At 36.2% G+C, this 12,133-nt stretch carries 14 protein-coding genes; 6 read left to right on the top strand and 8 right to left on the bottom strand.

Annotated features, from left to right (window positions below; all coding sequences use genetic code 11):
- Positions 1–6: 6 nt before the first annotated feature.
- Together copZ and O1A01_RS01205 are read right to left on the bottom strand one after the other, a co-directional pair.
- On the bottom strand, positions 7–213 hold the full coding sequence (gene copZ / locus O1A01_RS01210; protein WP_066417736.1) for a copper chaperone CopZ: 207 nt from the start codon (positions 211–213) through the stop codon (positions 7–9).
- A 14-nt stretch (positions 214–227) separates the two neighbouring features.
- Positions 228–563: a metal-sensitive transcriptional regulator gene (locus O1A01_RS01205; RefSeq protein WP_270065399.1), complete on the bottom strand. Its 336-nt coding sequence runs from the start codon at positions 561–563 to the stop codon at positions 228–230.
- Positions 564–651: 88 nt separating this feature from the next.
- On the opposite strand from O1A01_RS01205, the gene O1A01_RS01200 reads away from it, so the two are divergent.
- Positions 652–1,212 (top strand): TVP38/TMEM64 family protein, encoded by a 561-nt coding sequence (locus O1A01_RS01200; RefSeq protein ID WP_270065398.1) that lies wholly within the window; start codon positions 652–654, stop codon positions 1,210–1,212.
- Here the strand turns inward: O1A01_RS01200 and O1A01_RS01195 are convergent.
- Both O1A01_RS01195 and helD read right to left on the bottom strand, forming a co-directional pair.
- Positions 1,209–2,162 (bottom strand): nuclease-related domain-containing protein, encoded by a 954-nt coding sequence (locus tag O1A01_RS01195; protein ID WP_066417730.1) that lies wholly within the window; start codon positions 2,160–2,162, stop codon positions 1,209–1,211. The genes O1A01_RS01200 and O1A01_RS01195 overlap by 4 nt on opposite strands.
- Positions 2,163–3,113: 951 nt before the next feature.
- The gene (gene helD, locus O1A01_RS01190; protein ID WP_270065397.1) at positions 3,114–5,414 is read right to left on the bottom strand and encodes an RNA polymerase recycling motor HelD; all 2,301 of its coding nucleotides are present in this window, start codon (positions 5,412–5,414) and stop codon (positions 3,114–3,116) included.
- Positions 5,415–5,667: 253 nt separating this feature from the next.
- On the opposite strand from helD, the gene bioB reads away from it, so the two are divergent.
- Entirely contained in the window at positions 5,668–6,681 is a 1,014-nt protein-coding gene (gene bioB, locus O1A01_RS01185) for a biotin synthase BioB (RefSeq protein WP_270065396.1), read from the top strand.
- 83 nt (positions 6,682–6,764) lie between these two features.
- Positions 6,765–7,328, top strand: coding sequence for a hypothetical protein (locus O1A01_RS01180; RefSeq protein ID WP_066419789.1), 564 nt, complete (start codon positions 6,765–6,767; stop codon positions 7,326–7,328).
- Positions 7,329–7,373: 45 nt separating this feature from the next.
- Here the strand turns inward: O1A01_RS01180 and O1A01_RS01175 are convergent, their stop codons facing one another.
- Positions 7,374–8,225: a VOC family protein gene (locus O1A01_RS01175; RefSeq protein WP_270065395.1), complete on the bottom strand. Its 852-nt coding sequence runs from the start codon at positions 8,223–8,225 to the stop codon at positions 7,374–7,376.
- 191 nt (positions 8,226–8,416) lie between these two features.
- Between O1A01_RS01175 and O1A01_RS01170 the strand changes: the two genes are divergently transcribed.
- The 3 genes from O1A01_RS01170 to O1A01_RS01160 all read left to right on the top strand — a co-directional run bounded on the left by O1A01_RS01170 (position 8,417) and on the right by O1A01_RS01160 (position 10,089).
- A complete protein-coding gene (locus O1A01_RS01170) occupies positions 8,417–8,743 on the top strand; it encodes a winged helix-turn-helix transcriptional regulator (protein ID WP_066419786.1) in 327 nt (108 codons plus the stop codon).
- Positions 8,744–8,801: 58 nt separating this feature from the next.
- Positions 8,802–9,722: a carbohydrate kinase family protein gene (locus O1A01_RS01165; protein WP_270065394.1), complete on the top strand. Its 921-nt coding sequence runs from the start codon at positions 8,802–8,804 to the stop codon at positions 9,720–9,722.
- Between the two features lie 88 nt (positions 9,723–9,810).
- On the top strand, positions 9,811–10,089 hold the full coding sequence (locus O1A01_RS01160; protein WP_066419784.1) for an AbrB/MazE/SpoVT family DNA-binding domain-containing protein: 279 nt from the start codon (positions 9,811–9,813) through the stop codon (positions 10,087–10,089).
- A 78-nt stretch (positions 10,090–10,167) separates the two neighbouring features.
- Here O1A01_RS01160 and O1A01_RS01155 read toward each other — a convergent pair whose 3' ends face one another.
- The 3 genes from O1A01_RS01155 to O1A01_RS01145 form a co-directional block, all read right to left on the bottom strand.
- Entirely contained in the window at positions 10,168–10,563 is a 396-nt protein-coding gene (locus O1A01_RS01155) for a secondary thiamine-phosphate synthase enzyme YjbQ (RefSeq protein ID WP_270065393.1), read from the bottom strand.
- Positions 10,564–10,578: 15 nt separating this feature from the next.
- Positions 10,579–11,595: a phosphotransferase enzyme family protein gene (locus O1A01_RS01150; protein WP_066419782.1), complete on the bottom strand. Its 1,017-nt coding sequence runs from the start codon at positions 11,593–11,595 to the stop codon at positions 10,579–10,581.
- Between the two features lie 147 nt (positions 11,596–11,742).
- Entirely contained in the window at positions 11,743–12,105 is a 363-nt protein-coding gene (locus O1A01_RS01145; protein WP_066419781.1) for a hypothetical protein, read from the bottom strand.
- Positions 12,106–12,133: the final 28 nt, after the last annotated feature.

Below are 12,133 nucleotides of genomic sequence, written 5' to 3'. Positions count from 1 at the left end.
TATCTATTACTCTACATCGTAACCTTCTTCATCGATTACTTCTTTAATTTTATTAACTGAAACTTTGGAGCCATCAAAGTCCACTGTCACTTTACCAGCTGATAAATCAACTTGAACTGTTTGAACTCCATCTAATGTTCCAACGCTACCTTCTACTGCTTTTACGCAATGACCACATGACATTCCGCCAACATTTAACGTTACTTGTTCCATCTTTATCTCTCCTTTTATTTCATTAATCGTTTTACGGTAACTAATAATTCATCGACTACTTCTGTGTCGCCTTCTTGAATACGTTCGACAATACAAGACTTCATATGCCCTTCTAATAGCAATTTACCAACACTATTTAGCGCAGATTGAATAGCCGCGATCTGTGTTAATACGTCATCACAGTAAGTATCCTCTTCAATTAGCCTTTTTACTCCACGCACTTGGCCTTCAATCCTATTTAAACGAGATGTAAGATTTTTTTTATCCTCTTCAGAATGATGACTTTTTCTAACATCAGATTTCGTATGACAACATGAATCCTGTATACTTTTATCAGTAAGGTTTTCCATCACTTGACCCCCTGTCAATTATAGATTAACATACCCCTATATGGTATGTAAAGTGAAAATGTTTGAATATTTTGTGGAGGTTCCATTAATGGCTCAAGATATAGTTTTGGAATGGCTTCAATCCGCTGGAGCGTTAGCAATTATTATTAGTATTATCATCAATATCTTAATTAGTATTTTAGCGATCATTCCGAGTGTTTTTCTAACAGCCGCTAACATTACGTTTTTCGGCTTTTGGCAAGGCACGGTTATCTCATTTCTAGGCGAATCTGTCGGGGCGATTGTAAGCTTTTATTTATACCGCATGGGGGTAAAAACTTTTGCACCAAATATACTTGATCGTTACAAACCTTTAAGGAAGCTACAGAATACTAGCGGCTGGGAAGCCTTTTATTTAATCGTAGCCTTTCGCCTGTTCCCTTTTGCACCATCCGGTTTGGTGACGTTAGCTGGTTCACTAAGTAGTATGAGTTTAGTTTCCTTTGCCCTTGCAAGTTCAATAGGGAAAATTCCCGCCTTGTTAATCGAAGCTACCTCTGTTTACTATGTGCTCGAGTGGAATTGGGTTGGGCAAGTGATATTAATTATATTTTTTATTATGGTCGTTGGATATTTAATAAAAAGAGGAAAAAGGGTAGACCGAAGTTAGTAGGGGATGTGGTAGGTGCGGTTTTTTTGTGCGCCATTGGGTTTTAGGCCTAGTGAACGGATCATGTGATTAGATGTCGATTTCGATTTAATTCTCATAAAATATCTAAACTGATTATTGGTAATCGTACTAGAAAACAGATATCGGAAATCTAGTAACGAACTCTTTAATAACTGCACTAAGGTAAAGTTACATTCATTTTTACATATCCATCCTTTTGGCTGCTTCGTTATTTCTAAACTATAACAAATTGGGCAATGCGGTCCTACTATTAAGTCAGTTTGCTCCATGCTAAACCTTGTCATATAATCTAATTTTTCTTCAACATGCTTCTTTAAGAGTAATTTTTTTAATTTTTTCATCTCATTCTCAGTGAAGAGTTTCGTTTTATACTTTGATTCCAAATTATCAATTCTAATAGGGAGACTCGGGCTTCTAATCACTTCCTCAAGGTATATAGAAGATTTTATTATGGCTTTCTTGTTACTAATTACAACTAATGTTTCTATAGGTACGGGACGAAACTTATTTTCCACTAACCAATTACTCAATTTCTTCCGTTGCCTATTTGTTTGTACAATAGGATAATCAAATACCTCTTCTACCCCATTAAGTGTCCGAATTAACTGTTGGTATTGATGATCAAAAAACAAGATACCAGCTAAGTTTTTCACCTCTATAATTAATAAATATTTAGGGGTGATTATTAGATTATCCATCTGAAAGAAACTTTCCCCTTCGTAAATTCTTAGACCGGTCATGACATGATAGTTTTCTTTAGGAATTTCTTTTAAATAAAAATCTACTGCCTTTTCGCCCTTATATCCTGCCATCATTATTCCATATTCTTCTTCAATTTGTAGCCGTGCATGATGATTATCAGGTAGCCTCCGCAAAAGCGCTTCTAACGTTAATATCTTCACCGGTAATTTCCGTTCTTCTATTATCATAACATCACCCTTTCCAGTTCAAATAATTGTTATCATGATTTTTTTGATATATCCACTTGAGAAAAAGCTAGTTTTTATGTTCTGAAATTCTTTTTGTAATAACAAATGTTCATTTTGGCTTTGCAAACTTACGTTTTTGTATTAATTTTATTCATTATTATGTTTGGATGTACTTTCTTATTGGTTGTGCTTATTCTGAACAACACAACAGACATTCCGGACATTCAACCTTGATTTTCTGTTCAACATCCACTCACTTCTGCGCAACTACACCTTGTTTGGGTGTAACTTTCCTATCTATTCAACCCTTCTGATCAACACAACGGGATTTGCGTTCAACATCTTTCATTTTCTGTTCAACATCCTCTCACTTCTGCGCAACTACACCTTGTTTGGGTGTAACTTTCCTATCTTGTCTGGTCTTCTGAACAATATAACAGAGATTCCGTTCAACATCTTTGAGTTTCTGTTCAACATCCTCTCACTTCTGCACAACTACACCTCGTTTGGGTGTAACTTTCCTATCTATTCAACCCTTCTGATCAACACAAGGGGATTTGCGTTCAACATCTTTTATTTTCTGTTCAACATCTCACTCACTTCTGCACAACTACACCTCGTTTGGGTGTACCTTTCCTTTCCTGTCTGGCCTTCTGAACAATACAACGGGATTTCCGTTCAACATCTTTCATTTTCTGTTCAACATCCACTCACTTCTGCGCAACTACACCTTGTTTGGGTGTAACTTTCCTATCTATTCAACCCTTCTGATCAACACAACGGGATTTGCGTTCAACATCTTTTATTTTCTGTTCAACATCCCACTCACTTCCGAATCAGACACTTTACTATTTCCTGCCTAATCTCCGTTTAATAACACCTCACTTTCAATTCCAACAACAACACCCCCTCCACAACTGCAGAGGGGGGTAAACTAAACAAAACCATATCCTATTTATATTCTACTAATCCTTCTCCCACATGCTCTAATAAGAACACGGACGGGGAGTGGCCGAACAACGTCAAACGATGTAACGGGCGGGTCATCGCGACGTATAATAGCTTCAATTCGATCTCGTTCAAGCTGTAAACCTCGTCGACCGACCATAGCAATACCGCATCGAACTCTAGTCCTTTCGCGAGTTGTGAGTGTACAATAACGACGTCCTCTTGGTTGATCTCTTCGTTTTCGCGTAACAATTGGGTATTGTATACCCCATTACCGTATTTACTCATAAGCTTCTCCAACTTGACACTTTCTTTTTCTGTTTTTCCTATAATTGCGATTGTTTTCATTCCATCGTCATATAGTCTACTTATTTCCGCTAAAACGAGTTCAACGGCCTCCGCCTCATTAGCCCATTCATAAAAGACTGGTCTAGTACCGTGTCGTACGACTGGTTCGACCTTGGGTAAGTCTAGTGGCAACAGCGCCAGCACCTCATTTGCCACTTGCATAATTTCGACTGTTGTACGGTAGCTTTTTTGCAATGTTGTATAGGTGGCTCGCGGGAAAATTTCTTCCTTTACGAGGTGCCAATCGTTAATACCTCTGTAGGAATGAATTCCTTGTGCAAGGTCCCCAACAATTGTAAACATATCCGTATTTAGTGCACTCTTCAAAGCGTACAGTTGAAAATAGCTATAATCTTGCGCTTCATCAATAACGACATTACGTGCTCGCAACTCTTTTGGAACCCCGAACAGGTGATGCTGTAAGTAAAGAAGACTAGCTAAGTCCTCAACTTCAAATTTCCGCTTAGTACGCAACTTCCCCTGATAATCACAGAAAAAATTAATTTGATAATCATCTAAAATATCGGAAGTGTATTTTTTTAACACAGAACGACTTGTAAATAGCTCATCAAAATAATGATATAAATCATGCTTGGCAACTTGTTTTAAGTAAGCTCGTACCGCTGTTCGCGACTCCTTCTGAATTTCTTCCATTAGCTCGTCTTTTTTATCCATCGCCTTTGTTACGTAGCTTTTTCGCTTTGCTGGGTCTAATTTTAACTTAAACAAAGCCTCTTCAATTTTGTCTTCATAAAATTTGTCGACCTTTTGTAAAAGTATTTTCTTTTCCGTTCGGACGATATTTTTAAGCACTTCGCCAACTTTTTCTAATCTACGATAATAAGGTAAATAGTTATACTGCTCTACTATTAATTTCTCGACCCTTTCCCCACTATATAACTTAAACTTCGATAAATAAAAATCCCCACGCGGGACAATCGATTGCAATACATCTTCTAAGTAACGATTGATAATGTCCTTTAACTCCAATGAACCTTTAAAACTAGAAATCCATTGAACCATTTCGGCATTATTCAAACTGCCATCTATAAACTTACTTAATTTTTCTGATGGCGGGACAAGTTGCACCTTTTTCCCGATACAGCCCTTCACATAATCTATTAGCGTCGTTTGCAAAATACGGTCGACTCCCAATTCTGGAAGGACGTCCGATATGTAATCAATAAACAAATTATTAGGCGCTAAGATCATGAGCTGCTCTGGACGAAATTGTTCTGCGTACGTATAAATAAAATACGAGATTCGGTGTAACGCAATCGTCGTCTTACCACTTCCTGCTGCACCTTGCACAATAATCGGTTTATTTAAGTCTGCACGAATAATCCGGTTTTGTTCTTCTTGAATCGTCGTTACGATGTCTGTTAACCGATTACTCGAACTACCAGCTAACGACTCTTGCAACAATTCATCCGTTGTTGTTAAATCCACATCGCGAATTTCTTGCAATTCACCGTCTTCAATGATGTATTGCCGTTTTAACGAGAGGTTTCCTTCGTAACATTCCCCTTCTGCTTCATAATTGACTTCGCCAAGTCGGCCATCGTAATAAAGGTTCGCAATTGGAGAACGCCAATCGACAATAATTGGATCTTGTGTTTCACGATCAAATAGAGATGCTTTTCCGAAGTAGAGGATTTCTTCTACCTCTTTTCCATCTCTAAGAAAGTTAATTCGAGCGAAATAAGGTTTGTTATAAATCTTTTTTAAATTTCGTATCTCTTCTTGCGTCCGTTGAAGCAAATTCGCATTCATCGACATGTTTAAATAGCTTAAACTACTGTCCTTTAAATCAATGCCTTCTAATGATTCTTTTGCATTTTTCTTAAATGTTTCCTCGTCTAGCTCGGAAGCTTGAATGACCATTTCCATATACTTTTTCGTAAACGTTAACCGCTCTACTTCTTCTTGAAAATCCGGGTGTTGCCTTTTTCCCAAACGATTCACTCTCCTACTATGCTTTTTTTAGGAAACGAATAAAAACCATGAACACTTATCCATGGACTACTCTCTGTATTTTCTTGGGTGTTGCAACAAATAGTTTCGGATTTATATGCCGGATTTACTATTATAAGCCTTGTTACAATTATTTGCAATTTTCTTTTTTATATAAAAAATACATTGATACATAAAAAGGTTATATGTTAACTTAAATATAATAAAAGTTAACATATAAGACAGGGGGATAACGATGAATTTTTCAACAGTAGCTCAAGATGTAATAAACGGGTACGAACTATCAAAAGCGGAGGCTCTATCTATTTTACAGACTGATAACGGAAAGATATTAGAACTGGTGAACGCTGCTTACTTAATTCGTCACCACTATTATCAAAATAAAGTAAAGCTAAATTTAATTATTAACGCAAAAAGCGGCCTTTGTCCGGAAGATTGTGGGTATTGCGCTCAATCTTTTAGAGCAGACACCGAAATTGATACATACCCTATCGTTAGTAAGCAGACTATTGTCGAGGGAGCTAGAGAAGCAAAAAGAAAAAAAATCGGGACGTATTGTATCGTTATGAGTGGTAGAAGACCGACTCACCGGGAAGTGAACATTGTCACGGATTCGGTAAAAGAAATTAAAGATGAAATGGATAATATTAAAATTTGTGCGTGTTTAGGGCTTGTTAATAATGAACAAGCTGCACTGTTAAAAACCGCCGGTGTTGACCGCTTCAATCATAATATTAATACAAGTAAAGAACACCATGAGCAGATTACGACGACTCACACGTATGACGATCGTATTGATACGTTACAGGCTGTTAAACAAGCAGGTATTTCCCCATGCTCAGGTGTTATTTGTGGAATGGGAGAAACGTTAGAAGATATTGTCGATATGGCATTCTCCTTAAAAGAGCTAAATGTCGATTCCATTCCTGTCAATTTCTTGCATCCGATAAAAGGAACGAAATTAGAGAATTTAAATGAACTTACACCAATTAAATGTTTGAAAATATTATCATTATTCCGCTTTGTTAATCCAACAAAAGAAATAAGGATTTCAGGTGGAAGAGAGCACAATTTAGGAACATTACAAAGCTTAGGGCTATATATAGCGAATTCTATTTTCGTAGGTGATTATTTAACAACACGTGGACAAGAGGTTACAGAAGATTACAAAATGATTGAAGATCTCGGATTTGAAATAGAGGATAACCCTTTTGAGACAGACGCAAAACAATTTCATGTTCACTGTTAATTTTTCCTTTCAATATTATTACAATTGCGTTAAAATATAGATGTTTGCTAAATTTCAGAAATTTTAGGCGGGTGATCACTCCTATGAAAAATTACGAAACGAAACATCTATATATGGCAAGTGCACTTATTGCTCTAGTAGCAATGCCATTAGTATTACTTGTAGGTCCATTTATATTACAAGGGATATTTTTCGATAGTACTTCCGTTTTCCTTTTACAAACACCAGTTTCTTCTCGGTGGATTTTTGCCTTTTCTTGTATAGCGTTAGCCATTTTTCTCATTTTGGCAGCATTCTTTTCAAGATTTGCGCCTTTACTTACAGTTGTAGGTGCACTCTTTTGTTTACTCCTTATCGGAGCAGGAACTTACAATTATCAATATTTAAGTCAAGAAGAGATATCATGGAGTGAACCACTTTCCTTTAAAGTTAATACGTATGCTTGGGACGAAATTGAAGAAGTCATTCTCCATGTACCTGAAGAAAAGCAAGATGGAGAAAAAGAAAAACATCGGATGGAATTTATTTTCCAAGATGGAAGTACAGTTTCTTTTATACGTGATATAGAATTTACGGATATTTATCACTATTTTAGCGCGTTAAGAAGACAACATAACTTTAAATATAGTTCAACCAATAATATGTAAACAAAAAGGAGTGTGACCTTATAGTCATACTCCTTTCTTTTTGCATTAAACTTGAAGAACAATACGATTTTTAGATGGATCCTTTGTAGTGATCACTCCATCCGCTTCTTCTACGGTTGCACCAATCGCTTTGAGCTGTTCTACTGTTTTTCCTCTTGATTCTTCGTCTGGGAGTACTAACGTAAAAGTATGGAGACCAACACTATCCTCCGCTGCTGGAGGTGCACCAACCCCTGCCCACGTATTCAAGCCGATGTGATGATGATACTTACCTGTTGAAATAAAGAACGCTTGCCCTCCGTATCGACATACAACTTCAAAACCTAGACCTTCACAGTAGAAATTTACTGTTTCTTTTGTATCCGCGACATGAAGGTGAATATGACCCATTACCGTTTCTGCTGGAAGTCCGGTCCACTTTTCTCCACCTGCTTCTTTCAGTACACCTTCCACATCCATCGGTCTTGTATCCATTAATACTTCTTCCCCTTGCCATTGCCATACTTCTTTTGGACGGTCAGAATAAATTTCAATTCCATTTCCATCTGGATCTGCTAAATATAAAGCTTCACTAACGAGGTGATCAGATGCGCCCTGGACTGGATAACGAGTGTCGATGAAGTGCTGAATTACTTTTCCTAAATCTTTGCGTGTTGGTAATAATAATGCATAATGATATAGCCCTGTCGTTCTTGGGCTTTTTGGAGTTGCGTTTTCTATTTGTTCAATCGTTAAAAGCGCTCTCTTCCCATCAGTAGTTAAATCTGCTTTATTTGCAGTTTTCGATAAAACTTGAAAGCCGATTACATTTTTATAAAATTCTAATGATTGTTCTAAGTTAGCTACTTTTAAGTGTACATTACTCACAAAAATGTTGGGTTTTGTATGAAATCCCATTTCTCTACACCTCTTTTTAATTTTCTATACTTAATATATCCTATTGTTTAAACAACACTATACTTACTTTATGTAAGTAATTATATTTTAGTAATTTCATGTCGTCAAGTATTATATTTTCCAATTATAGTTTATTATTTATTTATCTTCTTACCGTGAATGTAGTAAAATAAAACTAGGAGTGATCGCCAATGAATAATAAACAAATTTGTTCTAGATTTGAACAAGCAATGGGTTTTTTTAGTCAACGATGGACTGGGCTCGTCATTTATCAATTAATGAATGGACCTCAGCGGTTTTGTTCCATAGAATCAGCAATTGGTATTAGCGGAAGAGTACTTTCAGAAAGACTAAAGGATTTAGAAAGCGCCGGGATTGTAAAACGTGAAGTTTTTCCAGAAACACCTGTACGAATAGAATATTCCTTAACGGAAAAAGGATTATCTCTTCAACCAATAATGAAAGAAATAGAAAATTGGTCTCAAACATGGTTAAAAGCTGAAGAAGTTGCAGAATAAATTAGCACACTTCTTATAGCTTTTTCTTTTTATATTTTTTTTCAGTAGGAGTTTACGTATGAAATATGTATTAATTTATGGAGATGTTCTTATTGATCAATTTTCTACTCGTGTAGAAAATAATCAGTGCGAGAAGTTTTTAGGTGGTGCCACTGTTAATGTTGCGGTCGGTGTTAGACGGTTAGGAGTCCCTACAAATTTTGTGACAGTCTTTGGGGAACAAGAAGATTCTACATTTGCAAAGACTAGGCTATTAGAAGAAGGGGTAGACATTACCTATTCACAAACTGTACCGCACAAAATGCTTAGCAACGTTTATGTGAACCTTCTTCCAAACGGTGACCGGATATTTAATCGATATGAAGATAGTACCCCTACTATTCAAGTAACAAAAGAAGCTTTTCAACCGAGTGTTTTCCATGAGGCTTCCATTTTCCACTTTAGTTCCGGTACGATGTTCCAACAGAATGCACTTGAAACAACAATGCATGCCGTGACCGTTTCGAATAAGAATGGTTTAATTGTATCTTTTGATGCAAACATCCGCCCGCTTCGATGGGAAAACGAAGAAATTTGTCGGGAAACGATTACGTCATTTTTACCCTTTGTAGACGTGTTAAAAGTAACAGAGGAAGAGCTTTACTTTCTAACAAAAACAAACAATCGAGCAATGGGCGTTCGAAAACTTGCACCATATCAACTTCCACTTATTTTTGTTACGGCAGGTGAGAAAGGCACATACGCTATTTTTCACGGTATAACATACTATGTACCTGCTGAAAAAGTGAAGGTAATTGACACTACAGGAGCTGGTGATGCTTTTATGGCTAGTATTTTATCTTCCATTTATAAAGAAGGTATTCCTGAAGACGAGTCTTCTTTAATCAAATGTACGAAGCTTGGAAACAAAATAGGTGCGCTAGCGACAACGAAGCGTGGAGCTATTACTGCCTTGCCTAAAGATACAATATTAAAATAAAATATTGCAACTTATTAGAAAATAGTGTAAATTTCCTAACAACTTCTGTTATAATAAACACAAATATACTTTAAAGGGTGAAAGCATTATGCAAGCGACTGGTGTTGTTCGTAAAACGGATACACTTGGAAGAATCGTTATTCCAAAAGAAGTAAGAAAAAACTTTAACATTAACGAAAATGATGGTCTTGAAATATTTGTTGAGAATGATATGATAATTCTCCAAAAGTACAAGCCTCAAAAGGAATGTGTAATGACTGGAGAAATTAGTGACCAAAACTATACTTTCGCTAACGGTAAAGTCACTCTAAGCCGTGAGGGCGTAGACCTATTATTAAAAGAATTGCAACAAATAGTAAATGAGTAAAAGAAATAGCCGTGCTATTTCTTTTTTTGTTGGTTAAAAAACCTAATCGCAAGTATAAACGATTAGGCTCTTAACTATTTATAATAATTTCACAAAAAATGTACGCGTTCTCGGCCCATCCCATTCACAAAAATAAATACCTTGCCATGTACCTAAAAGTAGGCGACCATTCTCGATAATGACATGTTGAGAAGCACCAACTGTACTTGCTTTCATATGTGCTGCTGTATTTCCTTCCATGTGATGGTCTAGTTCATGATGCCAAGGATACATTTCATCAAATCGGCGAATCATATCTCTTTTCACGTCTGGATCCGCATTTTCGTTTATTGTAATTCCTCCTGTTGTATGCGGACAATAGACAATTACCGCTCCATCTGTTAAACCGTGCTCTGTAACATACTGCTGGATAGTATCTGTCACCTCTATCATTTGATCACGTTTCTTTGTATGGATAGTGATTTTTTTCAGCATAACATTCTTTCCTTTCTACTTTGCTATTATTTCCTTTAATACATCTATATTTAATTTTACAATAGGCTCATCTTCCTTAAGACGCTCTCCAATTTGTTGTACAAGTTCTTTCGTTTTATTATCCGCTACCTCCAAATTCACTTTTTTATGAAAGACGGTATATAGCACATAATCTCTAAACTTTATAAACATCGGAATTTTTTCAAGCCATTCTTCCGATAGCGAATTTTCTTCTACATAACCGATTAAAAAATGAGAAAGCATCTCTTGTCCAAATTCGGACCTCTCCTCTAACGTTTCATTTCGATGGGCAAACCAAACTGAGTAGTAAAGCGGGATGGCAATATCACTAATATAGTGAAAATACATGCTATCATCAAAATCAAACACATGAATTTCTCCTTCATGATAGAAAAAATTTCCCGGATGAATATCTGAATGAATAAGGCCAAACACATCTTCTGTTTCCGGTAATTGTTGTAATTCTTTTACTAACTCATTACCACCTTGTATAATATCGCGATCCTCTTCCTTCAAATAGAGGTGAAACTGTAACAAGTCATCTTCATCCCAACGAGGCCTTTCTCTCTTCTCTTCCTTATACAACTTAGTCAATTTATGCATTTTACCAGTCACTTTTCCCCACTCTTTAAAAAGTGCTGACCCAAACCTATTATCATTTCCTCTTATAATTTCACCTGGTGCCTTATTAAAAAGACACACATAAAAAGAGGAACCATTAACAGTTACTTCTTCCACCAATTCACCCATAATAGATAGGTGAACGAGAGAAACGTTTACTCCATGATCATGAAGGTAATTGATCCATTGAACTTCCGCTTCGATCTCTTTTTTTGTACGATGTGAATCATGTGTTAATCTTAGAATATAAGGTTTTCCTTCTTTATGTACTTCATAAACATAGTTTTCAAAGTCTCCTAATTTTTTGGACTGTATCGTACTAGCATTATATTTTTGCGCCGCTTCTTCCAATAGTTCCATACTGAATAACTTTTCAATCCATTCTTCCATATAGCCCACCTCACTGTAGATTTGTAACGAATATATTCTATTCTTCACTCTCTAATCCTGCTTTTAAGGAATGTAAAATGAAAGTTATTTGACTACAACAGTATGTTTAATGACTTAAAAAAGCCTGTCCAATAAGAGAACAGGTTTTTAGTCTTTATAAACTTCTAGCACATGGTACTTTGTTGTGTAATCAGAATCCACGAATGGAATGACATAAACATCATCTCGCTCTAGGACAGTGTATATCTCACCTTTTTTTAACCCGTACGAGTTAGACGAAAAATCTCTTTCTGGAAACTCAGAATCCCAATATTTCACTACGCCGATTTCTTCTTTTAACGTATAGTCACCTTCTGTAGCTGACCCGGAAACAAAATATATTTGATCATGAAATTTTACAAGCTCCATATGCTCATCATCATTATATGTGTTGACAATCATGTTAACTAATATCCCACTCATAATTAACATAATTGCACCGACACCTAGTAATACGATTTTTTTATTCACGTTTACACCTTCTTTCAATTACACTACT

Source organism: Sutcliffiella sp. NC1 (assembly GCF_027594365.1).
In the GTDB taxonomy this organism is placed as follows: Bacteria; Bacillota; Bacilli; order Bacillales; family Bacillaceae_I; genus Sutcliffiella; species Sutcliffiella cohnii.
The sequence above is the reverse complement of the archived record's forward strand: the minus strand, read 5'-3'. Positions and strand labels throughout refer to the sequence as shown.

What these genes read in the sequence shown, in the direction of transcription:
- copZ (WP_066417736.1), bottom strand. Translation starts at nt 213, where the DNA reads ATGGAACAAGTAACGTTAAATGTTGGCGGAATGTCATGTGGTCATTGC.
- O1A01_RS01205 (WP_270065399.1), bottom strand. Translation starts at nt 563, where the DNA reads ATGGAAAACCTTACTGATAAAAGTATACAGGATTCATGTTGTCATACG.
- O1A01_RS01200 (WP_270065398.1), top strand. Translation starts at nt 652, where the DNA reads ATGGCTCAAGATATAGTTTTGGAATGGCTTCAATCCGCTGGAGCGTTA.
- O1A01_RS01195 (WP_066417730.1), bottom strand. Translation starts at nt 2,162, where the DNA reads ATGATAATAGAAGAACGGAAATTACCGGTGAAGATATTAACGTTAGAA.
- bioB (WP_270065396.1), top strand. Translation starts at nt 5,668, where the DNA reads ATGAATTTTTCAACAGTAGCTCAAGATGTAATAAACGGGTACGAACTA.
- O1A01_RS01180 (WP_066419789.1), top strand. Translation starts at nt 6,765, where the DNA reads ATGAAAAATTACGAAACGAAACATCTATATATGGCAAGTGCACTTATT.
- O1A01_RS01175 (WP_270065395.1), bottom strand. Translation starts at nt 8,225, where the DNA reads ATGGGATTTCATACAAAACCCAACATTTTTGTGAGTAATGTACACTTA.
- O1A01_RS01170 (WP_066419786.1), top strand. Translation starts at nt 8,417, where the DNA reads ATGAATAATAAACAAATTTGTTCTAGATTTGAACAAGCAATGGGTTTT.
- O1A01_RS01165 (WP_270065394.1), top strand. Translation starts at nt 8,802, where the DNA reads ATGAAATATGTATTAATTTATGGAGATGTTCTTATTGATCAATTTTCT.
- O1A01_RS01160 (WP_066419784.1), top strand. Translation starts at nt 9,811, where the DNA reads ATGCAAGCGACTGGTGTTGTTCGTAAAACGGATACACTTGGAAGAATC.
- O1A01_RS01155 (WP_270065393.1), bottom strand. Translation starts at nt 10,563, where the DNA reads ATGCTGAAAAAAATCACTATCCATACAAAGAAACGTGATCAAATGATA.
- O1A01_RS01150 (WP_066419782.1), bottom strand. Translation starts at nt 11,595, where the DNA reads ATGGAAGAATGGATTGAAAAGTTATTCAGTATGGAACTATTGGAAGAA.